Source organism: Stenotrophomonas sp. STEN056 (assembly GCF_056759635.1).
On record NZ_JBRRDL010000022.1, the window covers coordinates 27,577 to 52,447 of the forward strand.

A 24,871-nucleotide genomic window follows, 5' to 3' on the forward strand; every position below is an offset into this window, starting at 1 on the left:
TTGCCTTTAAGCCGTCATTCCTGCCTGCGTGGGAATGACGGCATAAGAACAAAGCCCAGAACAATGCGGACTGCGGCGTATCGATTCCCCAATCCCCATGTTGCTAAAGTGGGCGCCGTCGCGCGGCCAAGGGTCGCGCCTGTTTCCATGGAGCTGTCCGATGAAACCTTTGATCCTTGGCGCGTTGTGCGTCGTTGCGCTCGCCGCCTGCAGTAATCCCGAAGCCGAGCGCCAGCAGCAGGAAGCCGCTGCCGCGCAGGAGCGCGCCAAGCGTGAGGCGGATGCGGAGGGCATCGGCAAGTTGTACGACGCTGCGTTGAACGGCGGCGATTGGGAGAAGGCAAAGATCCACGGCGCCGCGTTGATGGACCAGTTCCCGGATTCGGAAGCGGCCCAACGCATCGAGCCGGGCTTTGCCGAGGTGAAGGAAAAGGCCGATGCCGCGCGCGAGCTGCGCCGCATGCAGGCGCTGTGGAACTACAACCAGGTGGCGGTGAAGGGCGGCACGCAACGTTCGGCGGCGATCTACAGCAAGGATCGTGTTGACGTGGATGGCACGGGTGCCAAGCCGGTGAACCTGGTGTTCCGCGACCATCCGGAGTGGAAGCGCCACGCCTATCTGGTGCTGCAGAGCAGTGATTTTGCGAAGGCGTGTTATCGCAGTTGCCAGGTCAAGGTGAGTGTGGATGGCGGTGCGGCCCGCAACATGGCCGCCAACCGCCCCGATACCGACGAAGCCATCGCCATGTTCATCGTCGACAACCGTGGGTTGTGGCGTCAGGCGCGCGGGGCAAAGGTCATCGAGATCGAGTTCCCGGTGAAGACCGGCGGCACCCGCAAGGCGGTGTTTGAAGTCGGCGGGCTGGATGGCAGCCAGATGCCGAACTGGGATTGAACCGGGTGCTCGGCGAAGCGGACTGCGCCGCCGCGGTGAACGCGGTGGCCCACAGTCGCCACTGGGTATTCGACATGGACGGCACGCTCACCCGGCACGTCCATGATTTCAACCTGATCCGGCGCGAACTGGGCATCCCGGTGGACACGGACATCCTGCAGCACCTGGCGAGCTTGCCTGCAGCGCAGGCGGCGCAGGGCCATGCCTGGCTGATGGAACACGAGCACGCGCTGGCGCTGGCGGCAACACCGGCACCGGGCGCGGTGGCCTTGATCCGTTCGTTGCATGCCGCCGGCTGCCGGCTTGGCATCCTTACCCGCAATGCCCGCGAACTGGTGCAGGTGACCTTGGCGGCGATCGGGCTGGAGGCGTGTTTCCCGGCCGGGGAAATCATCGGCCGCGACGACACCACGCCCAAACCGTCGCCAGCCGGGCTGCGGTATTTTGTCGAGCGCTGGAATGTGGCGCCTGCAATGATGCGCATGGTCGGCGACCACTACTACGACCTGGCCACCGCGCAGGCCGCCGGGGTGCCGGCGGTGTTGGTCAATCAACCCGGCGACCCCTGGCCGGGCATGGCCGATTGGCGTGTCCGTGACTGCGCGCAACTGCTCGAACACTGGCAGCAGGCGTGCAGTACGCGCTGATCCACTGCACATTGCACGACGAAAAACGGCGCCTGAGGGCGCCGTTTTCATGCAGTGAAGCGGGCAGCGCTCAGAGCGTGTAGCCGAACTGCTGCTTGAACTGCTCGTTGAACTCGTCAAAGGTGAAGCGCTGGTTCTGGGTACCGGGGTGTTCGACCTTCAGCGCGCCCATCAGGTTGCCCATGCGGCCGATGGTCAGCCAGTCATAGCCCTTCTCGATGCCGTAGATCAGGCCGGCGCGGAAAGCGTCGCCACAGCCGGTCGGGTCGACCACGCGGCGCTCGTGTGCCGGCGGGATGTCATAGGTTTTTTCCGGGGTGTGGATGACCGCACCCTTGGGGCCGCGCGTGGTGATGTAGGCCTTCACCCGGCTGACGATTTCCTTCTCGTCCCAGCCGGTGCGCTCCTGCAGCAGGTTGGATTCGTAGTCGTTGACCACGACGTAGTCGGCCTGCTCGATGAAGGTGCGCAGCTCCGGGCCGTTGAACAGCGGCATGGCCTGGCCCGGGTCAAAGATGAACGGCACGCCGGCGTCGAAGAATTCCTGCGAGTTCTGGATCATGCCTTCGCGGCCGTCCGGGCCGACCAGGCCCAGGGTCACGCCCGGCACATCCTTCACGTGGTTCTCGTAGGAACGCATCATCGCGCCCGGGTGGAAGGCGGTGATCTGGTTGTTGTCGTGGTCGGTGGTGATGAACGCCTGCGGGGTGAACAGTTCCTCGATCACCTTGACCCGGCTCAGGTCGATCCCCAGGCCCTGGAAGTACTCGCGGTACGGGCCGAAATCCGAGCCCACGGTGCCCATCGGGATCGGCTCGCCGCCGAGCAGGTGCAGGTTGTAGGCGATGTTGCCGGCGCAGCCGCCGAACTCGCGGCGCATGCGCGGCACCAGGAACGACACGTTCAGAATGTGGACTTTGTCCGGCAGGATGTGGTTCTTGAACTGGTCCGGGAACACCATGATGGTGTCGAAGGCAAGGGAACCACAGATCAAAGCGGGCATCGCGAACAGGCCTATGCGAAAAAAGGGGAGAGTCGCCGCCTTGCACGCGCAGGCGGGCCGGCGCAGTCCGCGCCAAAGCGCATAAGGTTACCGGCTGCAACGGCGCACGGCCAGAACTGAATCTGTACGTTGGCTGCCACAAAGGGTGCGGAGGCCCGAATTTACAAGGATTCTCCTTGCCCGGGCCATGGTGGGTTGATAGGCTAACCGCCCTCAATTTCTGCCCATTTTTTCGCCAACCGGCGTGGGCACGACACCCGTCAGGATCACTTCCCAGATGTTCAAGAAGCTGCGTGGCATGTTCTCCAATGACCTGTCCATTGACCTGGGCACGGCCAACACCCTTATTTACGTGCGCGGCCAGGGAATCGTATTGAACGAGCCGTCGGTCGTGGCCGTGCGCCAGGACCGTGCCATCGGCGGCACCCGCTCCGTGGCCGCCGTCGGCGCCGAGGCCAAGCAGATGCTGGGCCGTACCCCGGGCCACATCACCACCATCCGCCCGATGAAGGACGGCGTCATTGCCGATTTCACCTACACCGAGGCAATGCTCAAGCACTTCATAAAGAAGGTGCACAAGTCGCGCGTGCTGCGCCCGAGCCCGCGCGTGCTGGTCTGCGTGCCGGCCGGCTCCACCCAGGTCGAGCGCCGCGCCATCAAGGAATCGGCCGAGGAGGCCGGCGCGCGGGATGTGTTCCTGATCGAAGAGCCGATGGCCGCTGCGATCGGCGCCGGCATGCCGGTCACCGAGGCGCGTGGTTCGATGGTCATCGACATCGGCGGCGGCACCACCGAAGTGGCGGTGATCTCGCTCAACGGCATTGTCTATTCGGCGTCCGTGCGCATTGGTGGCGACCGTTTCGACGAGTCCATCACCAATTACGTGCGCCGCAACCACGGCATGCTGATCGGTGAAGCCACCGCCGAGCGCATCAAGGTGGAGCTGGGCTGTGCTTACCCGCAGGCGGAAGTGATCGAGATGGAAATCTCCGGCCGCAACCTCGCCGAGGGCGTGCCGAAGATGATCAAGATCAGCTCCAACGAAGTGTTGGAAGCCCTGCACGAGCCGCTGTCGGGCATCGTCTCGGCGGTCAAGCTGGCCCTGGAGCAGACCCCGCCGGAACTGTGTGCCGACGTCGCCGAGCGCGGCATCGTGCTGACCGGCGGCGGTGCGCTGCTGCGCGACCTGGACCGCCTGATCTCCGAGGAAACCGGCCTGCACGTGCAGGTGGCCGATGATCCGCTGACCTGCGTTGCCCGCGGCGGTGGCCGCGCGCTGGAGCTGGTGGACATGCACGGCAACGAGTTCTTTGCGCCAGAGTAATGAGGGGGGAAGGGCGAGTGGGGAATTGGCAGCGCGGTTTCTGCCAGCCAATTCGTCGCCCTTCGATCCACCGCTCTGCTTCCCACGGCGTGACCAGATGCGCGCCGTTTCCATGCTTCATTCCCGATTCCCCTTTCCCGGCTTCTCTCCGTGCCTCCTTACGCCGGTCCTCCCGTAGCTTCCCGACAGGGCGATGCCAGCAGCACCTTGCGCTTGCTGGCCTACCTGGCGTTGGCCATCACCTTGATCGTGCTGGACAACCAGGGGGGCTGGCTGGCGCGCCTGCGTGCGCAGGCCAGCCTGGTGGTGCAGCCGGTCTGGGCGCTGGCGGGGTTGCCGGGCCGGCTGGGTGCCTCGGTCAAGGACAACGCGGCCAGCCATGGCCAACTGGTCGCCGAGAACCGTGAGCTGCGCAATCAACTGTTGGTCGCCAACGCGCGCCTTACCCGGCTGCAGACGGCGGCGCTGGACAACGCCCAGCTGCGCGAATTGTTGAACGTGTCCGAGCGGGCCGGACTGGACGTGCAACTGGCGCCGATTCTGGATATCGACCTGGACCCGGTGAAGCAGCGGCTGGTGCTGGATTCGGGCAGCCGCGACGGCGTGCGTGTCGGCCAGGCGGTCATCGATGCCGGCGGGCTGATGGGGCAGGTGATCGTGGTGACGCCCGGCCATTCCACCGTGTTGCTGTTGACCGACCCGGACCATGCGGTGCCGGTGACGGTGGCGCGCAACGGCGTGCGCTTGATTGCCTATGGCCGTGGCGACCGTCTGGAGCTGCGTGACATTCCGCTCAGCGCGGGCGTGGAAGTGGGCGATGAAATCGTCACCTCCGGGCTGGGCGGGCGTTTCCCGGCCGGGTTCCCGGTGGGCAAGATCCTCAAACTGCGCCCGGACGACACCCACGCCTTCCTGGTGGGCGAGCTGGAACCGGCCGCCAAGCTCGACCGTGGCCGCAACGTGTTGCTGTTGCGCTCGGTGGCCAGCGTGCCGCAGTTGCCGGTGACCACCGGCCTGGAACCGCCGCCGGCCGCCGTGCCGGTGACGGGCCCGGGCACGGCGCCGGCACATCGGCCCACGCCTGATCCCGCACCCGTTTCGACACCCACACCCGGCCAGATGCCCGCGACCACTTCGCCCGACCCAACCGCGTCGTCCGTGCCGGCCCGTTCCGCGCCTGTGACAAGCCCGGTGGCCGCGAAGCCCGCGTCGCAGACACAAACGCAGACGACACAGCCGGCACCGGCAGCTTCGACGCAGGTGCGCCCATGAGCCGCCCCCGCATCAAGGCCTGGGTGCTGCCGGCCAGCATTGCGCTGGCGCTGTTGCTGGGGCTGGTACCGCTGCCCGGGCTGTTGCAGCCGGTGCGGCCGTATTGGCTGGCCCTGGTACTGGCTTTCTGGGTGATGGAAACGCCGGACCGGGTGGGGCTGGGGTTTGCCTTCAGCATCGGCCTGCTGGCCGATGTGATGTTTGGCGGCATTCTGGGCGAGCAGGCCCTGCGGCTGGTGGTGATGGCCTTCATCCTGCAGCGCTTTCGCGCACGCCTGCGGTTCTTCCCGTTGTCCCAGCAGGCGCTGGCCATCGGCGGCCTGCTGTTCAATGACCGCGTCATCGATGCGGCCATCCACCTGCTCGCCGACGAGCCGCCGCTGCCCTGGAGCTACTGGTGGGCGCCGCTGCTGGGCATGGCGTTGTGGTTGCCGCTGTATGCGCTGCTGGACGCGCTGCGGCTGGGCAAGCGCGGGCGCTGACGATGTACAACCGCCGGCAGACCAAGAACGCGCATGCCGAGAGCGAACAGTTCCGCCGTCGCGCGGCGCTGGGGTTTGTGTGTGTGCTGCTGATGCTGGGCCTGCTGGGTGGCTGGTACTTCAAGCTGCAGGTGCTGGACCACGACATCTACGCCACACGCTCGGAAGCCAACCGCATCAAGGCGCGGCCGGTGGTGCCGGGACGCGGCCTGATCTACGACCGCAATGGCCGCCTGCTGGCCGAGAACGTGCCGGCCTTCCGCTTGGACGTCACCCCGGACAAGGTCCAGGACATGGCTGCCACCCTGGCCGGCCTGCAGCAGATCTTCTCGCTGAGCGACGAGGACATCGAGCGCTTCAAGCAATCGCGCAAGGCGCGCCGCAGCTTCATGCCGGTCACCTTGAAGCTGCGCGTGAGCGATGACGAGATGGCGCGCTTTGCGGTGGACCGTTGGCGCTTTCCCGGCGTGGAACTGGAGCCTTACCTCACCCGGCGCTATCCCTACGGTGATCTGCTGGCGCATGTCATCGGTTATGTCGGCCGTGTGGATGACAAGGATCTGGAAGAGCTGGGCGAGGGCAATGCCGCGCTGACGCATATCGGCAAATCCGGCCTGGAGCGGTATTACGAGCGGCAGCTGCGCGGCAAGATCGGCTACGAGCAGGTCGAGACCAACGTGCAGGGCCGGGCCATCCGCACCATCGGCCGGGTGCCGGCGCAGTCGGGTACCGATCTGCGCCTGTCCATCGACGCCGACCTGCAGCGGGTGATGGTGGCGGCCTTCGGCGAGCAGGAAGGCTCGGCGGTGGCGATCGACCCGCGCAATGGCGAGATCCTGGCCATGGTCAGCCTGCCCTCGTACGACCCCAATCTGTTCGTCAACGGCATCTCGCATGCTGATTTCAACGCGCTCAAGGACAACCCCTCGCGTCCGCAGTTCAACCGGCTGGTGCTGGGCGGCGTGGCGCCGGGTTCCACGGTCAAGCCGCTGATCGGCCTGGCCGGCCTGGACAGTGGCGTGCGCCGGCCCGAAGACAAGATCCTTTCGCGCGGCATGTTCTACCTGCCCGGCGTGAGCCGTGGCTGGGGCGACGCCAACCGCGGCGGTCATGGCTGGACCGACCTGCGCAAGTCGATCTCGCAGTCCGTGAACACGTACTACTACCAACTCGGCATCGACATGGGCATCGAACGTTTCGATGAATACATGGGCGGGCATTACGGCTTTGGCCAGCCGACCGGCATTGACCTTGCGGGGGAAATCGGTGGCATCCTGCCGTCGCCGGCAGCCAAGCTGAAGGCGCGCAAGGAGCGCTGGTACCCCGGCGACACGGTCAACGCCAGCATCGGCCAGGGCCTGTGGAAAGTGACGCCGCTGCAGTTGGTGCGCGGCGTGGGGGGGCTGGCCTCCGGGCAATTGCATCGCCCACATCTGGTGACCGAACAGCGCGCGGGCTTTGACCACGACTGGGCGCCGACAGCACAACCGGCCGGTCGGCCGATCAGCCCCAATCCAGCCAACCTGCAGGCCGTGCGCGAAGGGATGATGGGCACCATGCAGCCGGGCGGCAGCGGCTGGCGCGTGGCCGCCGGCGCGCAGTACCGCATGGCCGGCAAGACCGGCACCGCCCAGGTCATCAGCCGCAAGGGCACGGCTGCGTTGAATCCCAAGAGCCTGCCGATGCACCTGCGCCACCGCGCGCTGTTCATCGGCTTCGCCCCGGCTGAAGCACCGACCATCGCAATCGCCATCGCGGTGGAAGGCGGTGGCTATGGCGGCTCGGCGGCGGCGCCCATCGCCCGCAAGGTGTTTGATGCATGGCTGCTGGGCGTGATGCCCGATGGCCTGCAGCCACTGGATGCCGAACGTGGCACCGTGGTGGTGGGCGTGGCCACGTTCGATACCGAAGACCCCACCGCGCGTGCGCGCGCCGAGCAGGCGGTGCTGGCGCTGGGTGAGTTGCCGGTGATGGTGGGCGCGCCAGCGCCAGTGCCTGCGCCGGAGTTGCCGGCACCACCGGACGTGGCAGCGGCAGTGCCGCAACCCACACCGCGGCCATCGCCATCGGCCGCAACGCCACCGGAGATGCGGCAATGAGGGATTTCCTGCGCTGGGCGCTGGAGATGGCGCAGCGGCTCACGCGCGGCCTGGACTGGCCGTTGCTGATGGCGCTGTGCGCGTTGATGGCCATTGGCCTGTCGGTGCTGGACAGCGCCGGTGGCAGTGGCCTGGTGATGGCGCAGGGCGCCCGTTTCGGGGTTGGCCTGGTGGCGATGTGGGCGATCTCGCGCATGTCCATCCTGCGCATCCGCGCGTGGACGCCGGTGATCTATGCCGTCTCGATGTTGCCACTGCTGGCGGTGTTCGTGCTGGGCACCGGCAAGTACGGCCGTCAGTGGCTGAACCTGGGCCTGTTCTACCTGCAGCCGGCCGAGCTGCTCAAGGTCAGCCTGCCGATGATGGTGGCCTGGTATCTCAACCGCATGCCGCTGCCACCGCGCATCCCGGTAGTGCTGGTGACGGGCGTGATCATTGGCATACCGACCGCCCTGGTGATGTTGCAGCCGGACTTCGGTACCGGCGTGTTGATCGCCGCCAGCGGTGCGTTCGTGCTGTTGCTGGCGGGCTTGCCGTGGTGGTGGGTGGGCGTGGGCGTGGCAGGCGTTGCCGCGGCCGCGCCGGTGGCCTGGTTCTGGCTGCTGATGCCCTACCAGAAGGACCGCATCCTGATGTTCCTCGACCCGGAAAGCGACGCACTGGGCGCGGGCTGGAACATCATCCAGTCCAAGATCGCCATTGGTTCGGGCGGGTTGACCGGCAAGGGCTGGGGGCTGGGCTCGCAGTCGCATCTGAACTTCATTCCCGAGCAGACCACCGATTTCGCGTTCTCCGTGCTCAGCGAGGAATTTGGCTGGATCGGCGTGGCGATCGTACTGGCGCTGTATCTGTTCGTGATCGGCCGCTGCCTGTGGATCGCGGTGGAAGCGCGCGATGGCTATTCGCGGCTGCTGGCCGGCGCCACCGGCCTGGCGTTCTTCGTCTACATCCTGGTCAACGGCGGGATGATCTCCGGCCTGTTGCCGGTGGTGGGGGTGCCGATGCCGCTGATCAGCTATGGCGGTACCTCGGCGGTGTCGTTGCTGGCCGGTTTCGGCCTGGTGATGGCGGTGCGGGCACACCGGCCGGTGCACGGTGGCTAGTGACGCTGCAAGGGTTGATCCAGATCAAACACTTGCTTTGACAAATTATTCACAATTGCGCCCGTCACCTGCTGCGATTGCGCTGTGACAGCAAGATTGGCCTTTGGCGGGTCGGCGTGGGGAGACGTCACCCGGTTCCCCCAAGGGTCGGTCGGGACGCCGGTCATCTCTGCGGGATGGGGAGATGGCCGGCGTTCTTTTTTTTTGTACGGCCGCCTGCCGAGTGATGCTGGGCAGCGGCATCGCCGCTGAAGCCCGGCAGAGCAGAACACCGCTTTTCTCGTTGCCGTGGCCAGTGCCAAACGCGCACGCGTATTCATCTCGGCCGCACCCGGCAATGGCGTTGTGCCATCGATACGCCAGGCTGGATTTTTGCTTCAATCCTGTTGTGATTCATGGCCTTATTGATGGAAATTCATCTTTGACCTGCTAATCTCGGCCGATGATTCGACGCGCTCTTATTTGCTGCATCACCCTTGGCCTGGTTGCCTGCGCAACCCAGCCGAAGGCCCCCGTCGCCCCGGTTGCATCCGCCGACACCCCCGTCAAGCCGGCCACAGCAGGCCCGGCTGAAGCGGTCCCGGAAAAAAAGCAGGATCTGCCCCCGGTGGACCTGACCCCGGTGCCGTTTGAAACCGCCCGCGCCAATTTCGTGCGTGACACAGCGGCGCGCTACGGCATCGACCCGGCTTACATCGAAGCCACCCTGGCGCAGGCGCAGATCCGCGAGCCGATCATCGCGGCGATGTCGCGCCCGGCCGAGCGAGTCAAGCCGTGGAATGAATACCGGCCGATGTTCATCACCCAGGCCCGTATCGACGGCGGCAAGAAATTCTTCGCCGAGCACCGCGATGAGTTGCTGCGCGTGCAGGAACGCACCGGCGTGCCGGCCGAAGTGATCGTGTCGATCATCGGCGTGGAAACCAGCTACGGCAAAAATACCGGCAACCACCGCGTGATCGACGCGCTGTACACGCTGGCATTCAAGTACCCGCGTACGGGCGACCCGGCCAAGCTGGAGCGCGAAGTACGCCGCGAGCTGTTCTTCCGCGACGAACTGGCCAAGTTGTTCGAGCTGGCCAAGTTGGAGCAGCTGGATATCAACACACTCAAGGGCAGCTATGCCGGCGCGATGGGCATGGGCCAGTTCATGCCGTCCAGCTACTTGGATTACGCGGTGGACGGCAACGGCGATGGCCGTCGCGATCTGTTCAACAACTACGACGACGTGTTCTCGTCCATCGCCAATTACTTCGTCAAGAAGGGTGGCTGGGTGCGCGGTGGCACGGTAGCGGTGCCGGCTACGCTGGCTGCCGGCAACGAGGAATTCAATCCGGTGGATTGGACCCCCAATCACACGATGGCCGACCTGGCCGCACGCGGTTACCAGCCGGTGGTGCCGGTGCGTGCCGCAGGCGCCACGGCCACGCCGGTGACGCTGGAAGGCAGCGATGGCAAGCAGTACTGGCTGGGCTTCCAGAACTACTACGCGATCACCCGTTACAACATCTCCAAGATGTACGCGATGGCCGTCTTCCAGCTGTCCCAGGCCATCGCCGGCAAGGAGCTTCCGCCGGCATGAACATCAAGTGGCTGGTCCCTGCGTTGATCGTGCTCGGGCTGGCCGCCTGCAGCAGTGCCCCGAAGAAGCCGGGCAAGGCCGGCGCCGGCAGCAGCGCCTCGACAGCGGCGGTGGTGCATGGGCGCGGCAATGCCCGCAGCGGTTGCCCGGAAGGCTCACCGTATGCGCGGGCGACAGAAGACCCCAGCACGCGCGGCAACTACACCGCCGGCGGGCTTTATCGCCCGGGGGTCAAGGACAGCACGCCGGACTATGTACCCAATGTGGATTGCATTCCCGAGCCGGTGGTGACCGGCGAGGCGCGGTCGTCGGTGGGCAACAAGTCGCCGTATGTGGTGCTGGGCAAGCAGTACCGGGTAATGGATCGCGTGGACGGCTACGTCGAGCAGGGGACCGCTTCGTACTACGGCCAGAAATTCCATGGCCGGCTCACCTCCAACCGCGAGGTGTATGACATGTACACCTTCAGCGCCGCGCACAAGACCTTGCCGTTGCCGAGCTTTGCGCGGGTCACCAATCTGGACAACGGCGAGTCGGTGGTGGTGCGCGTCAATGACCGTGGCCCGTTCCACGATGGCCGGGTGATCGACCTCAGTTATGCCGCCGCCGTGCGCCTGGGTATCACCCAGCGCGGTACGGGGCGGGTGGAAGTGCGTGCGCTGACCCCGGGCAGCGACAACCTGCAGGCGGGTGAGAACCGCCGTGCGCGCCGTGAGCGTGCAGCGGCGGCGGTGCCGGTGGCTGCCACGACGCGGCCGGCTGCCGCACCCAGCGACATGGATCAACTGGTGGAGAAGCTGCCGGCCACGCCGGTGGCGACCCCGACAGCGGCCAATGGCGCGCGGGCGGCAACCACGCTCGCTGCAGGCGATGCACCAGCCGCAGTGACGGTGCAGCCCCTGGCGCCTGCCATGCCGGCCGCAGTACCGGCAGACCGACAGGACCCGGCAGCGCGCGCACTTGGCGCCATTCTGCTGCAGGTTGCCAGCTTCTCCAGCCGTGACAATGCCGCGCGCGCGCTGGGCCAGTTGTCCTCGGCCGGTATTGTCGGCGCTACCCTCAGCGACATCGTCAGCGGTGGCCGCACCTTGTGGCGGCTGCGTGTACCGGCCAGTGACCAAGCCTCGGCAGCGGAACTTGCCGGGCGTATCGCGGGTCTGGGTTTTGGTAGCCCGCAGGTCGTCCGCGACTGAACACAGGCATGCCGGGCTCCCGCCGGGTAGGCGTCGGCGCCCTACAATAACCGCCCGTTTTTTTCTTCCTCGTCCATCAGGAACCGCTTTCCGATGAAATTCCGCTTTGCCGCCGCCGCTCTGGCCACGACGTTCGCCATTGGCCTGGCATCCGCCCAGACGCCAACCCCCACACCGACGCCGAGTCCCGCCGCAGCGGCCGCCCCGGCCCAGGTGGCGACGCCGCCGGCACCTGTTCCCAGCACCGCCACGGCCTGGGTGTTGATGGATTACGCCACCGGGCAGGTGCTGGCAGGGGAAAACATCCACAACCCGCTGCCGCCGGCCAGCATCACCAAGGTGATGACCTCCTACGTGCTCGCCGCCGAGATGAAGACCGGCAAGATCAAGCCGGACGACCAGGTGATGATGAGCGAGCGTGCCTGGCGCGAGGGCGGTGCCGGCACCGACGGCAGCTACAGCGGTTTCCCGGTCAACCAGACTGCGCGTCTGGAAGACATGGAAAAGGGCATGGCCATCCAGTCCGGCAACGATGCCGCCATTGCCCTGGCCGAGCATGCCGCCGGCAGTCAGGAAGCCTTTGCCGCCCTGATGAACAACTACGCCGCCAAGATCGGCATGAAGGATTCGCACTTCGTCAACGCCCACGGTTTGACCGCCGAAGGCCACCAGTCCAGTGCTTACGATCTGGCGCTGCTGGGCCGCGCTTTCGTGCGTGATTACCCGGAGACCTACGCGTACAACAAGATCAAGGAATTCACCGTAGGCAAGATCACCCAGCCCAACCGCAACCTGCTGTTGTGGCGCGATGCGAGCGTGGACGGCATCAAGACTGGCCACACCTCGGCTGCCGGTTACTGCCTGCTGAGTTCGGCCCAGCGCGGCGACCAGCGCCTGATCGCGGTGCTGATGGGCGGTGCGTCGGAGAAGCAGCGCGCTGACGACAGCCTGGCGCTGTTGAACTGGGGTTTCCGTTTCTTTGAAACCCACCGTCTGTATGAGCCGGGCAAGGCCGTGACCACGCAGAAGGTGTGGAAGGGCGCAGCTGACGAAGTGCAAATGGGCGTGGCCCAGCCGATGCTGGTCAGCGTGCCGCGTGGCCGCTACAGCGAACTGAAGCCGAGCATGGATGTGCCCAAGCAGTTGGTGGCGCCGATTGCAGCGGGCCAGCAGATCGGTACGGTCAAGGTGTCGCTGGACGGCAAGGTGGTTGCCGAGGCGCCGCTGGTGGCCGTGCAGGCGGTGGAAGAAGGTGGCTTCTTCAAGCGTCTGTGGGACGCCTTCATGATGTGGTGGAAGTCCGAGTAAGGGCTTTGTACGGCTGAAAAGCCGAGCGGCGTTGCTGCGTTCTGTCGACCGATGTCCGGGTTGATGGTGCGTAGCAACGCCGTTTTTGTTTTGCCCCCACCCTTGCGCGCAGGGCTGGGGAGGGGGGAGCTTTTTTCTCTCCTGCCTTTGGCTTGGGTGATGACCGGAGCCAGTGCACTCGCATGCTTAAGAGCCAAAATTCAAAAGCAAATGCTGCCCTCACCCTAACCCTCTCCCGCAGGCGGGAGAGGGGATAAGTTCAAGAGCAACTTCAAGAGCAACCGCAGCAACAGCCGCTCCGTAGCCCGGGTAAGCGCAGCGCTCCCAGCGCTGTTCAACCATCAATCACGTAGCCATCAAACTCGGCAGAAAACCACGCAATCAGAGCGTCCGGCTGATGGTGAAACTGCCGAACACGGGTGTTTCCTTCTGCCCATCAAACTCGCGGGTGCGGTGGTAGCGGGCCAGCGCGAACTTCCATTTGCCGCGCATCACTGCCACGCCGTAGCCGATATCGCCAACGAATGGGCGCTTGTCCACGCTGTGGCTGTTGCGGAAGGTGTTTCCATCCAAGGTGATGTCACGCAGCACCCAGCGTGCGTCGCTGGTGAGGAAAAGATGGCTCGACCATCCCTGCGTGCGGCCATAGCGCGTGGGGGCGGTGTTTTCGCCGGCCGGGCGCATCGGCGAGCTGCCGAAATCGTCGGGTAGTTTCCAGCCAAAGCGCACTTCGCCGCCGATGTTTGCATAGGTGGCCAAGTTGCCGATGGCGCCGCCCCAATGGCTGATGGCATCCCATCCCCAACCCGTGGCGTTGCCTTCGGCAGGCCAGCGTTGCATGCGTTCATGCAGCAGCTTGAACACCGGCTCGTCATGCAACTGGTTCTTCCAGCCCAAGAATTTTTCGTCGCCCAGCACGCTGTGCACGGCGTCCTGCACCTGCTTGCCCTGTGCCGAGGGGCCGATCATGCCCATCGCTAGCTGGGTGGTACGCAGGTGGTTGTCGTTGCGGGCGTTGTAACCGAAGTTGACCATCAGTGCCGCAGCATAGGGGCGGTCATCTTCAATCAGGTCGCTGCGGGTGTTGTCGGTGGGCGTGTACAGCGTCTGGCCAAAACTGAAGATCATGTTCTGCTGCTCGAATTCGCCCGGGTGCAGGCGTTCGAGGTGGCGGTTCATCCAGCGCGCCAGCCGTGGCAGGCAGGGGTCATCGGTGAAGTCCTGCAGGTTGGGCGACACCAGGGTGAATATCGCCCCGTTGCTGTAGCCCTGGTCCTGTTGGGCACCGCCGAACAGATCGTTGTCCACGCGGAAATTGATGGCGGGCGGGTGATCGCGCAATGCGCTTTGTGCGCATTGGTTCGCAGCCTGGGCTGGAGCGGTTAGAAATGAGCTGGCTGTCAATGCCAATGCCAAGGGCAGTGATGCGCGGGGGAGCATCATGTTTTGTCCGTCGTGGAAACGGCGCCCAGCTTAACGAGGCAACCGTGGGCACTGCAGCCGTGAGAGTTGGATCACATCGTTGCAAGTCAGAGGCGTGTAAGGGAAATGCCCACAGTTCGTAGGGTTATTGGTTGTAACTCTTACGGTGCGTTCTGATATTGTCCCCAATTGCTATTTGTGAAGACTGCGTGATGCGGACGGCCACGTGCTGGCATTTCCGGACGCTTTCAACCCGTCACTCGCATGGAGTGCGGCAACAGGGGAAAACATGAAGAACACCATCCATCGGCCGGCCTTTTGGGCTGCCGGCTTTCTTGCGTTTGCATCGGCGTCGGCCAGTTTTCCAAGCCATGCTTTCCTGGGCCTGACGGGCAACAAGTGTGATTCGGCGCAGGGCAGCCTGCGTATTGTCGAGCCGGACGATGGATTGGGTGCCTGGGCGACCTACGGTTTGCCTGCGCCTACGCGCATGTTGCGTGTGCTGGTCAATGAATCCCGTTGTTTCACCGTGCTTGATCGCGGCGCGGGTTTCACCGCCGCACAGGCGGAGCGTGAGTTGGCCCTGGGCGGGCACCTGCAGGAAAACCAGAACATCGGTGGCGGGCAGATGCGCGGTGCGGATTTTGTGCTGGTGCCGGACATCGTTTCGCAGAACGCCAATGCCGGCGGCATGAACCTGGGCGGCGGCGCATCCAACGAGAACAAGCGCGGTCTGATGGGGGCGATGTTCAACGTCGCCACGCTGGGTGTTGCCGGCAAGCTGACAACCAAGAAGCAGACCGCCGAAGTGGTGCTGACCCTGGTGGACGTGCGTACTTCCGAACAGTTGGTCACCGTGACCGGCGAGGCCAAGATCACCGACAAGGCCTGGGCGGCCGCGCTGTCGGCTTCGAGTGTGCAGGGAAATGCCGGGCTGAGTGCCGGCAGCTGGGAAAACACCGAGATCGGCAAGGTCATCAAGGAAGCCTATGAAGAGGCTTATGCGCAGATGGTGCGTGAGGTCAGCCGCAAGCGTGGCGCCCTGGCAAACCGCCATGTGCCGCAGGCCACGCAGCAGATGACGCGGGTGGAAGCACCCGATCCCCATGATGCGATGCTGGCCGCGCAGGCGCGGTTGGCCAATACCGCCGCCGCGCGTATGCAGGCCGGGCCGGCCGCGCCGTTGGCCGCCCATGCAAGCATCGCCCCGGGTGGGCATGGCGTGGCGCCGCACGGGGCAGCGGGTGGCGTGGCAGGGCAGGTTGCCCAGCACGCGGCTCCGATGGTTGCCGGCGCAGGCCTGGTGCAGGCCGCTGCAGGTACGGTGGCAGGACAGGGCGGAATGGTCGCCGTTGCTGACCAGGCGCTGCAGCAGGTTGCCGGCCAGGGTGCCGGCGCGGGTCTGGTACAGGTTGCCGCTGGCGCGCTGGCGCGCTGGCGGAGCAGGGCGGCATGGCCGGCGTGGCCGGCCAGGTGGTACAGCAGGTTGCCGGTCAGGGTGTCGGCGCCGGTCTGGCACAGGGTGCGGTGACTGCGTTGGCCGGGCAGGGCAACCTGGCCGGTGTGGCGGGCCAGGTCGTGCAGCAGGTTGCTGGTCAGGGTGTGGGCGCCGGGGTTGCACAGGCCGCTCTGGGTGTCGCTGCCACGGGCACGATGGTCGTGAATCGTCTGGCGCGCCTGCTTTCACAGCCGGACAGCCAGGCTGCTGTGGTCACCGAAATGAAGCCGGGCATGCTTGCCTACCCGACAGGCGGCCGTAACGGCGGCATGGTCGAAGTGGACGATGAAATGGGCAATCGCGGCTGGGTGCCGGCCGCGGTGCTCGGCGTCAAGAGCTGATCCGCTGCGGTGCCGGGGCTGCTGGCTTGGTGTGAACCAAGCCGGTGGCATCAGCGGTAGTCGGGTTCCCTTGTCCGTGAACCCCGTGGCCGTTTGTTGGCAACCGTTAAGGGTGTGCTGTAGCATCGCCCGCGACCGGCCCGCGCTTGCCTGATCGGTACTACAAAGGACCAGGATCTTGCCGCAAGGTCTCTAAGCCAATGGAACGCACCTCGAAAGGTGCAGGTAACGGGGATAGTGAAGTGATGCGTAATGTATTTTCACCGCTGGTTGCAGCGGCTTTGACCGTGGGTATCGGCGCGGCGCTTGCCAGTCAGCCGGCCGAGGCGGCGTTCAAGAACCGTGGTACCCAGGCGCAGGAACAGCGCAAGGAAGCTGCCGCGCAGATTCCGACCTGCCAGCGTCCCATCGGTACGCTGTCGGTGATCGAGCCGGAAGATTCCACGCACTGGTGGACCGGCCAGCAGCTGCCGGCCCCGTCGCGCCTGATCAAGGCCTTCGTGAACCGTTCGCGTTGCTTCACCCTCGTTGACCGTGGCGCCGGCATGGCCGCAGGCCAGTTCGAGCGTGAGCTGGCAGCCAGCGGCGACCTGCGTGGGCGTTCCAACGTCGGCAAGGGCCAGATCCGCGCCGCCGACTACGTGATGATTCCCGACCTGATCTCGCAGAACAGCAACGCCGGTGGCAATGCCATTGGTGGCCTGCTGGGCGGCCTGATCGGTGGTCGCGCCGGTGCGGTGGTGGGTGGTTTGAACTTCACCAGCAAGACCGCCGACGTGGTGCTGACCGTGACCGACGTACGTTCGTCCGAGCAGGTGGCCATTTCCGAAGGCTCGGCCCGCAAGAGCGACATGGGCTTCGGCGCCAGCGGCGGCCTGTTCGGCGGCAGCGGCCTGGGCGCAGCGGGCGTTGGCGGTTATGCCAACACCGAAATCGGCCAGGTGATCACCATGGCCTACCTGCAGGCGTACACCGACATCATTGCCCAGCTGGGTGGTTTGCCGGACAACGCCTCGGCCGCCAATGCGCAGCAGGCCGTCACCGTGACCCGTGCGGGCCGCCTGCTGGCCAATGCCCGTGGCACTGGCGCGCCGGTGCGCACCCTGGATCCGGGCATGATGCTGTACCCGACCGGCACCAAGGAAGGCGTGATGTGGGAAGTCGAGGATGAGCTGGGCAACCGTGGCTGGGTGTCGTCCACCCTGCTGCAGCTGTCCAAGTAAGCCCCGGGCTTACGCCACGGAAGGGCCGCGCAAGCGGCCCTTCTTGTTTGTGCGATATCCGGCGTGGGCAGGAATTGCCGCCAATGCCGTCGCAGGGAAGGCGTTGGCTGCCAGATGGCCGATGTTCACCGGCAAAGCCTTGCTGGCGGAGGATGCCGGGCGAGGGATTGCCGTTCATGGAAGGCTGTGGGCCGGTGATGGCCTTGGGTTTGCCTGCTTTCGGCCCGATAATGTCCGGCATGGAAATCAAGTCCGACAACCCAGAACACGGCTACCAGTTCCCCGGCACCTTCGAGTTGAGCGCCATGGGCGCAGCCAACATCGGGCTGGAGCGGGAATTGCCGCAACTGCTGCAGAACGCAGGCATTGAAGTGCTGGAAGAGCGCATCAGCTGGAAGCACTCCTCCAACGAGAAGTACGTGTCCGTGCGCATCGCCTTCAGGGCCGAAAGCCGCGAACAGTACGATGCTGCGCACGAAGCCCTGCGCAACCACCCGGAAGTGAAGTGGACGCTGTAACCAGCTGCCCGGTTGCTCCCGTGGTGCCGGTGGCGCCGCGCACGGCGGTGTTGCGTGAGCTGGGGCGGCAGGCGTACGAGCCGGTGTGGCATGCGATGCAGCGCTTCACGGATGCGCGTGATGACACCACCGCCGACGAACTGTGGGTAGTCGAGCATGATCCGGTGTTCACCCTGGGCCAGGCTGGCAAGCCCGAACACGTGCTGGCGGCCGGCGATATCCCGGTGCTGCAGGTGGACCGCGGCGGCCAGGTGACTTATCACGGCCCGGGCCAGATCGTGGTGTACCCGCTGCTGGACCTGCGCCGGCTTGGCATCGGCGTGCGCGATTACGTGTGCCGCATCGAGCAGGCCATCATCGACACGCTGGACGAGTGGAACATCGGCGCAGAGCGCCTTGATGGCGCACCGGGTGTTTATGTCGGTGGCGCCAAGATCGCCGCGCTCGGCATCCGCGTGCGGCGTGGCTGCAGCTTCCACGGGCTGGCCTTCAACGCTGCGCTGGATCTGGAACCGTTCCACCGCATCAACCCCTGCGGCTATGCCGGAATGCAGGTGACCTCGGTGCGGGACCTGGGCGGCCCTTCGGGCATCGACGCGATCAAGACGGTGTTGATGTCCCACCTTGCGCAGCAGTTTGGCCTCGAACTGCACGCAACCCCTGAATTGCCCGACCTGACCAAGCGGCCGTGAGCCGCGGATAACGCCATGACTGAAACCACCACGCGCTCCATTCCCCTGCAGGTCGTGCAGGCCGATTCCCCGTCCGCACCGCTGCAGGCCGGCATCAAGCAGATTGGCGGCGACAAGATCGGCCGCTCGCCGGTGCAGTTCGCCGACGCGCCGGTGCTGCGCAAGCCGTCGTGGATCCGCGTGCGCATTCCCTCGGGCAATGCCGTGGCCAACCTCAAGGCCAAGCTGCGCGAGAACCGCCTGGTCACCGTGTGCGAGGAAGCCAGCTGCCCGAACATCCACGAATGTTTCGGTCATGGCACGGCCACCTTCATGATCCTGGGCGAGGTCTGCACCCGCCGTTGCTCGTTCTGCGACGTGGCCCACGGCCGGCCCAAGCCGCCGGACGCCAACGAGCCGGCCAGCCTGGGCCAGACCGTGGCCGACATGGGCCTGAAGTACGTGGTGGTGACCAGCGTTGACCGCGACGACCTGCGTGACGGCGGCGCCCAGCATTTCGTTGACTGCATCACGGCCATCCGCGCCAAGTCGCCGGGTACCCGCATCGAGGTGCTGACCCCGGATTTCCGCGGCAAGGGCCGCATGGAGCGCGCGCTGGAAATCCTGGCGCAGAACCCGCCGGACGTGTTCAACCACAACATCGAAACCGTGCCGGACCTGTACCGCAACGTGCGCCCCGGTGCCGATTACCAGTGGTCGCTGACCCTGCTGAAGAACTTCAAGGCGCAGCACCCGGGCGTGCCGACCAAGTCCGGCATCATGCTGGGCCTGGGCGAGACCTTCGAGCAGGTGCAGGCCACGATGCGCGACCTGCGTGCGCATGACGTGGAAATGATCACCATTGGCCAGTACCTGCAGCCCACCGCGCATCACCACCCGGTGCTGCGTTACTGGACGCCGGAGGAATACAAGGCGTTCGAGGACTACGGCTACGAACTGGGCTTCACCCACGTCGCCTCCGGCCCGATGGTGCGCTCGTCCTACCATGCCGACCAACAGGCCGCAGGTGCCGGCGTCGCTGTCTAAGCCCACGCCAGGCTGCCCGCAGCCATTGGCTGCCGCGTACGCAGTTGCGTGCGCGGTCAGGGGGCGGTCATCTCGATTCACATCCCGCTACAGCGCAGCGGCTAGTCTGCTGATGGACCGCGTGACAAGGGCCGAAACTTTCGGCAATGTCAGGCTGTCTGATCTGTCTGCAGTCTCCCCCCATCGTCCGGTGCCACGAGTACTTTGATGAACTACCGAGTTCCCGCTTTCCTGTTGGCATTGGCGCTGACCGTGCCAGCTGCACTGTCCGCGCGTGCCGATACCAGTGTGCCGGCCTCGGCACCGACACTCGACCAGACCACGACCTCGCGCCTGGTGTACGGCCTGCTTTCGGACAGCCGTTACGCCTACCGCCCGCGCCCTCTGGATGCGGCGACCTCGCAGGACGTGTTCAAGCGTTACCTGGAGTCGTTGGACAGCGGCAAGCAGTTCTTCACCAAGGAGGACGTGGACCGTTTCGCGCCGCTGGCCGAACAGACCAGCACGGCCATCCGCACCGGCCAGCTTGACCCCGCGTTCCAGGTGTTTGCGGTGTACCGCGAACGAGTGAGCGAGCGTGTGGCCCATGCCCGCCGCCTGCTGCGGCAGGAGCCGGACTTCACCCTGGACGAGCGTTTCAACTACGACCGCAAGGACGTGCCTTGGGCCACCAGGACTGAGCTGGATGACCTGTGGCGCAAGTCGGTCAAGAACGATTGGCTGCGGCTGAAGCTGGCCGGCAAGTCGGCGGCTGATATCCGCAAGACGCTGGACAAGCGCTACGAGACGATGGGCAAGACCATCAGCGAACTGAAGAACGAAGACGTGTTCTCGTTCTACATGAACGCCTACACCAGCGCCGTGGACCCGCACACCGACTACTTCACCCCGCGCACGGCCGAGAACTTCAACCAGGCCATGTCGCTGTCGCTGGAAGGCATCGGCGCACAGCTGCAGCGCCAGGACGATGTGGTGGTGATCCGCGAAGTGGTGCCCGGTGGCCCGGTGGCGATGGATGGCACGCTCAAGGCCGGTGACCGCATTGTCGGCGTTGGCCAGGGCCGTTCCGGCCCTGTCGAGGATGTCATCGGCTGGCGCATCGACGACGTGGTGGCCAAGATCCGTGGCGCCAAGGACACCCAGGTGCGGCTGGAGTACATCCCTGCGGCCGACGGCGTGGATGGCAAGCACCGCATGCTGACCCTGACCCGGCAGAAGATCCGTCTGTCCGAGCAGGCCGCCAAGGGCGAGACCCTGACCATTCCGGGGGCGACCGGCGAGGCCGAGCGTCGCATCGGCATCGTCAAGCTGCCGACGTTCTACCAGGATTTCGAGGGCCGTCGCCGCAACGCCAGCGACTACGCCTCGGCAACCCGCGACGTGGCCAAGCTGCTGGCCGGCTTCAAGGCTGACAAGGTCGACGGCGTGGTGCTGGACCTGCGCAACAACGGCGGCGGTTCGCTGGATGAAGCCATTGAGCTGACGGGGCTGTTCATCGAGCAGGGCCCGGTGGTGCAGGTGCGCGAATCCGGTGGCCGCGTCACCGTCAACAGCGACCGCAACCCGGCCGTGGCCTGGGACGGCCCGCTGGCAGTGTTGATCAACCGTGGTTCGGCCTCGGCCTCGGAGATTTTTGCCGGCGCCATCCAGGATTACGGCCGCGGCCTGGTCATTGGTGAAACCACCTTCGGCAAGGGCACCGTGCAGAACGTGGTGCCGCTGGACCGCTGGCCGGCCAGTGAGAAGGAGCGCTTTGGCCAGGTGAAGCTGACCATCGCCCAGTTCTTCCGCGTCAGTGGTTCCAGCACCCAGCACAAGGGTGTGGTGCCGGACCTGGCGTTCCCGGCCAGCGTGGACGCCAGCGAGTTCGGTGAGAGCACCTACGACAACGCGCTGCCGTGGACCCGCATCGCCGAAGTGCCGCATACGCGTTACGGCAACTTCGCGCCGATCCTGCCGCGCCTGGAATCGCGCCATGCCCAGCGCATCCAGAGCGACCGCGAGTTCAAGTGGTGGGAAGAGGACGTGCAGCAGTTCCGCACCGAAGCGGCCAAGAAGTACGTCTCGCTCAACGAGGCCGAGCGCCGCACCGAACGCGACAAGCAGGAAGCACAGCGCAAGCAGCGCCAGGAGATCCGCAAGGAACTGGGCCTGCCGCTGGATCCGCTGGCCGAGGACAGCAGTGACGACGGCCTGACCGGCAACGAGCGTGACATCGTCAAGGATGCCGCACGCGAAAAGGCTGCCGAGAAGCGCCCGGACCCGCTGCTGAAGGAGTCGGCATCGATCCTGGCCGATGCGTTGAACCTGCTGGAAAAGGACCTTCCGCTGTCGGCGCAGGTGCTGCCGCAGTCCACCGGCCCGGGCCGCTGGGCCGACTGAACCTGGCTTGCTGAGCCTGGCCCCAACGCCGGGCCTGTGTGAATGACGCCGTCAACGTCCGTGTACGTTGGCGGCGTTATGCTTTGGGTCTTCGGAAAATGTGGAGGGCTTATGCGCACGCATTCCCTGCATGCAGCAATCGCGTTTTTGCTTCTGGTGCTGGCCGGGTGCGCCAGCAAGCCGGCCAACAGCACCCTGCTGCGTGAATCCTTCAACTCCGGCGATACCTACGCGCGCAACGTTGATGTCGCGCCTGCGCAGGCCTGCGAGGCGGCACGCCGGGTATTGCTGGGGCAGGGCTACGCCATCGCCCGCGCCGATGCGGCCAATGTCGAAGGCAACAAGAACTTCCAGCCCAGGGACGAAGTGCACGAGCAGCTGGTGCTGCGGGTGTCGTGTGCAGCACGCGGTGATGGCAAGGCGCAGGTGTTCGTCAGTGCGGTGCAGGACCGCTATGCCCTGAAGAAGTCGCCGACCTCGGCCAGTGTCGGTGTCGGCGCGCTGGGCTCGGTATCCCTGCCCTTTGGCAGCAACGATGATTCGCTGGTGCGTGTGGCCAGCAGCACGGTGCAGGATGCGGTGTTCTACCGCAATTTCTTCGAGCGTCTACAGCAGTACGTTGGCGAGCTGTCGCCCGCGCCTGCGAGCGGGGCGCCCATCCAGTGAGTCGCTCCGCGTGTGCTGTGCGCCAGATCGCGGGCCGCGCGCTGTTGGCCGTGGCAGTGTGGGGGATGCAGGCACCTGCGGTATCGGCCGGTACTGGATGTGGCATGGCGCTGCTGCACGATCTCGGCTGGCAAGTCGCCGAAACCACCGCCACGCGGCCGTTGATCGAAGGCGGCGCTCCTTGCCAGCGTGTATCGCTGGCCGATGCACAGGCGCACGGCGATCTGCGGCTGCATCTGCCGCGGGACTGGAGCACGGCGCAGCGCGAGCAGTTGGCGCTGGACATGCTGCAGCAACAGGCCAGCGTCTGCGCGTATCTGTTCAAACTCGGCGATGCCGCCCGCACCGCTGCCGGGCGATTGCAGGCCAACCGCGGCTATCGTTTCTCGGCCGTGCAGATGGGCTGGATAGGCTTTGGCCTGGGCGGGGCCAGGGCGCAGGGCTGGCAGCGCTTCCGCAGTTTTGGTCGCGGCTATGCGCCGGAGGGCAGTAACGCGCGCGCGGTGGAAGCGTTCTACAGCGGTCGTGTGCGTTCGGAGTGCGGTGTCGGGCGGCAGATCGCGCAGCTGGCCACGCAGCGGGAGCTGTATGGCGATGCGTTGTTCGACCGTGAATTCAGTGCCGGTGAGTTGTCCATTGGCACCTTCCTCACGTTGCACGACACGCAGAGCATTCTGCTGGGCAGCAGCGCCGGTGAATTTTTCGCCGATGGCAAGGCGGCAAAGACGTCGGCGATGGGGCGGCAGGCGTTCATGGGCGCGCCGGGCTTCATCGCGCATGTGTTCGAGCGGAAGTACCTGGACGACATCAACAACCAGGCCGAGAATTTCGTCATCACCGATCTGAGCGATGCGGCTGCACGGGCGCTGGCCAGGCACGGCGGCTTTGCGCATTACGACGCGGTGAACCGGCAGGTTTGGGCGTTGTCGCAGCAGATGCCGGGCAGTGGCTGGCGTCGCTTCGAGCGGCTGCTTTACGAGCGCGATCCGGCGCTGCGTGCCGCGCTGTCGCCGGAGCAGCAACAGGTGTTGGCACGCATTGATGCGCTGCTGGCTGATCCGGTGTACAGCGAACTGATGTTGTACGTGCACCCCAGGGGCGTGCGCCCGCTGGGGTATCACATTGCTCGCTTGCTTGACCGCAATCCGCGCACGCCTTTCAGTATCGACCTGGCGTTGCACAACCTGCATACCACGCTCTATCAGCGCTGGCTCGCCGCGCGCCTGCGTGCCTGCAATGAAACACTTACCTACACAACCAACGGAGATGGAACATGGAACTGGGCATGATCGGGCTGGGGCGCATGGGCGCCAACATGGCGCAGCGGTTGCAGCGCGGCGGCATCGCTGTCACCGGCTTCGATCCGGGCGAGCAGGCGCGCGCGCAGGTACATGACAAGGGCATTGCCGCCGTGGACTCGCTGCAGGCGCTGGTGCAGGCGCTGCCGGCACCGCGGGTGCTGTGGTTGATGGTGCCGTCCAAGGTGGTGGATGCCACGCTCGATGCGCTGCTGCCGCTGCTGTCGCCGCAGGATGTGGTGATCGACGGCGGCAACTCCTGGTACCGCGATTCAATGCAGCGTGCCGCGCGCTGCGCCGGGCAGCAGGTGGGCTTTGTCGATTGCGGTACCAGCGGCGGCGTGTGGGGCCTGCAGGAAGGCTACTGCCTGATGATTGGCGGTGATGAAACCGTGGTGTCGCAGGTGTCGCCGCTGTTCCGCGCGCTGGCACCGGAGGCGGACCGGGGCTGGGCGCATGTCGGGCCGGTGGGCGCGGGCCACTTCAGCAAGATGGTCCACAACGGTATCGAGTACGGAATGATGCAGGCTTACGCCGAAGGCTTCGCGCTGATGGACAAGAAGGCCGATTTCAACCTGGACCTGGCGCAGGTGGCCGAAGTCTGGCGTCACGGCAGCGTGGTGCGCTCGTGGTTGCTGGATCTCAGCGCCAATGCGTTGAAGGGCAACCCGGGCCTGGCCGGCATCGCCCCGTATGTGGAGGATTCCGGCGAGGGGCGCTGGACGGTCAGCGAGGCCATCGACCTGGATGTGCCGGCGCCGGTGATTACGCTGTCGCTGCTGGAGCGGTTGCGCTCGCGGGAGGACAACTCGTTCACCGACCGCATGCTGGCGGCCATGCGCAACGAATTTGGTGGCCACGCGATCAAGCCGGCGGGACGCTGACGCAGCGATGCAG

The 24,871-nt window shown here is 65.6% G+C and carries 22 protein-coding genes; 20 read left to right on the forward strand and 2 right to left on the reverse strand.

Annotated elements, in window-relative coordinates; all coding sequences use genetic code 11:
- Positions 1-160 precede the first annotated feature (160 nt).
- Together ACVOLO_RS12465 and ACVOLO_RS12470 are read left to right on the forward strand one after the other, a co-directional pair.
- Positions 161-895, forward strand: a complete 735-nt coding sequence (locus tag ACVOLO_RS12465; protein ID WP_481570629.1) for a hypothetical protein — start codon at positions 161-163, stop codon at positions 893-895.
- Positions 896-969: 74 nt separating this feature from the next.
- A complete protein-coding gene (locus ACVOLO_RS12470) occupies positions 970-1,542 on the forward strand; it encodes an HAD family hydrolase (protein WP_481570657.1) in 573 nt (190 codons plus the stop codon).
- 70 nt (positions 1,543-1,612) lie between these two features.
- Here ACVOLO_RS12470 and ACVOLO_RS12475 read toward each other — a convergent pair whose 3' ends face one another.
- Positions 1,613-2,545 (reverse strand): carbohydrate kinase family protein, encoded by a 933-nt coding sequence (locus ACVOLO_RS12475; protein WP_481570631.1) that lies wholly within the window; start codon positions 2,543-2,545, stop codon positions 1,613-1,615.
- Positions 2,546-2,822: 277 nt separating this feature from the next.
- Between ACVOLO_RS12475 and ACVOLO_RS12480 the strand changes: the two genes are divergently transcribed.
- From ACVOLO_RS12480 to ACVOLO_RS12515, 8 genes are all read left to right on the forward strand, one after another.
- The gene (locus ACVOLO_RS12480; RefSeq protein ID WP_005419402.1) at positions 2,823-3,869 is read left to right on the forward strand and encodes a rod shape-determining protein; all 1,047 of its coding nucleotides are present in this window, start codon (positions 2,823-2,825) and stop codon (positions 3,867-3,869) included.
- Between the two features lie 150 nt (positions 3,870-4,019).
- Positions 4,020-5,141, forward strand: coding sequence for a rod shape-determining protein MreC (gene mreC, locus ACVOLO_RS12485; RefSeq protein WP_481570632.1), 1,122 nt, complete (start codon positions 4,020-4,022; stop codon positions 5,139-5,141).
- Complete coding sequence (gene mreD / locus ACVOLO_RS12490; RefSeq protein ID WP_481570633.1) at positions 5,138-5,623, forward strand: rod shape-determining protein MreD; 486 nt, start codon at positions 5,138-5,140, stop codon at positions 5,621-5,623. The genes mreC and mreD overlap by 4 nt, the downstream gene beginning before the upstream one ends.
- Positions 5,624-5,625: 2 nt before the next feature.
- A complete protein-coding gene (mrdA, locus tag ACVOLO_RS12495; protein ID WP_481570634.1) occupies positions 5,626-7,722 on the forward strand; it encodes a penicillin-binding protein 2 in 2,097 nt (698 codons plus the stop codon).
- Complete coding sequence (gene rodA / locus ACVOLO_RS12500) at positions 7,719-8,825, forward strand: rod shape-determining protein RodA (protein ID WP_481570635.1); 1,107 nt, start codon at positions 7,719-7,721, stop codon at positions 8,823-8,825. Before mrdA ends, rodA begins: the two co-directional genes overlap by 4 nt.
- Positions 8,826-9,267: 442 nt before the next feature.
- Entirely contained in the window at positions 9,268-10,407 is a 1,140-nt protein-coding gene (gene mltB, locus ACVOLO_RS12505; RefSeq protein WP_481570636.1) for a lytic murein transglycosylase B, read from the forward strand.
- A complete protein-coding gene (locus ACVOLO_RS12510; protein WP_481570637.1) occupies positions 10,404-11,600 on the forward strand; it encodes a septal ring lytic transglycosylase RlpA family protein in 1,197 nt (398 codons plus the stop codon). Before mltB ends, ACVOLO_RS12510 begins: the two co-directional genes overlap by 4 nt.
- Before the next feature lie 93 nt (positions 11,601-11,693).
- Entirely contained in the window at positions 11,694-12,908 is a 1,215-nt protein-coding gene (locus ACVOLO_RS12515) for a D-alanyl-D-alanine carboxypeptidase family protein (protein WP_481570638.1), read from the forward strand.
- 381 nt (positions 12,909-13,289) lie between these two features.
- Here the strand turns inward: ACVOLO_RS12515 and ACVOLO_RS12520 are convergent, their stop codons facing one another.
- Positions 13,290-14,351, reverse strand: a complete 1,062-nt coding sequence (locus ACVOLO_RS12520) for a lipid A deacylase LpxR family protein (protein ID WP_481570639.1) — start codon at positions 14,349-14,351, stop codon at positions 13,290-13,292.
- Positions 14,352-14,619: 268 nt separating this feature from the next.
- Here ACVOLO_RS12520 and ACVOLO_RS12525 point away from each other — a divergent pair, with 268 nt between their 5' ends.
- The 10 genes from ACVOLO_RS12525 (at position 14,620) to gnd (ending at position 24,858) form a co-directional block, all read left to right on the forward strand.
- The gene (locus ACVOLO_RS12525) at positions 14,620-15,861 is read left to right on the forward strand and encodes a CsgG/HfaB family protein (RefSeq protein ID WP_481570640.1); all 1,242 of its coding nucleotides are present in this window, start codon (positions 14,620-14,622) and stop codon (positions 15,859-15,861) included.
- On the forward strand, positions 15,783-16,169 hold the full coding sequence (locus ACVOLO_RS12530) for a hypothetical protein (RefSeq protein WP_481570641.1): 387 nt from the start codon (positions 15,783-15,785) through the stop codon (positions 16,167-16,169). Before ACVOLO_RS12525 ends, ACVOLO_RS12530 begins: the two co-directional genes overlap by 79 nt.
- 245 nt (positions 16,170-16,414) lie before the next feature.
- Positions 16,415-17,392, forward strand: a complete 978-nt coding sequence (locus ACVOLO_RS12535) for a CsgG/HfaB family protein (RefSeq protein WP_481570642.1) — start codon at positions 16,415-16,417, stop codon at positions 17,390-17,392.
- A 239-nt stretch (positions 17,393-17,631) separates the two neighbouring features.
- Positions 17,632-17,910: a DUF493 family protein gene (locus ACVOLO_RS12540; protein ID WP_481570643.1), complete on the forward strand. Its 279-nt coding sequence runs from the start codon at positions 17,632-17,634 to the stop codon at positions 17,908-17,910.
- Positions 17,898-18,602 carry a lipoyl(octanoyl) transferase LipB gene (lipB, locus tag ACVOLO_RS12545; protein WP_481570644.1) on the forward strand — a complete coding sequence of 235 codons (705 nt, stop codon included), beginning with the start codon at positions 17,898-17,900 and terminating at the stop codon, positions 18,600-18,602. Before ACVOLO_RS12540 ends, lipB begins: the two co-directional genes overlap by 13 nt.
- 15 nt (positions 18,603-18,617) lie before the next feature.
- The gene (gene lipA / locus ACVOLO_RS12550) at positions 18,618-19,628 is read left to right on the forward strand and encodes a lipoyl synthase (RefSeq protein WP_481570645.1); all 1,011 of its coding nucleotides are present in this window, start codon (positions 18,618-18,620) and stop codon (positions 19,626-19,628) included.
- Between the two features lie 207 nt (positions 19,629-19,835).
- The gene (locus tag ACVOLO_RS12555) at positions 19,836-22,010 is read left to right on the forward strand and encodes a carboxy terminal-processing peptidase (RefSeq protein ID WP_481570646.1); all 2,175 of its coding nucleotides are present in this window, start codon (positions 19,836-19,838) and stop codon (positions 22,008-22,010) included.
- 111 nt (positions 22,011-22,121) lie between these two features.
- Positions 22,122-22,676, forward strand: coding sequence for a DUF2242 domain-containing protein (locus tag ACVOLO_RS12560; protein ID WP_481570647.1), 555 nt, complete (start codon positions 22,122-22,124; stop codon positions 22,674-22,676).
- Between the two features lie 65 nt (positions 22,677-22,741).
- Positions 22,742-23,965, forward strand: coding sequence for a hypothetical protein (locus tag ACVOLO_RS12565; RefSeq protein ID WP_481570658.1), 1,224 nt, complete (start codon positions 22,742-22,744; stop codon positions 23,963-23,965).
- On the forward strand, positions 23,950-24,858 hold the full coding sequence (gene gnd / locus ACVOLO_RS12570) for a phosphogluconate dehydrogenase (NAD(+)-dependent, decarboxylating) (protein ID WP_481570648.1): 909 nt from the start codon (positions 23,950-23,952) through the stop codon (positions 24,856-24,858). The genes ACVOLO_RS12565 and gnd overlap by 16 nt, the downstream gene beginning before the upstream one ends.
- Positions 24,859-24,871 lie beyond the last annotated feature (13 nt).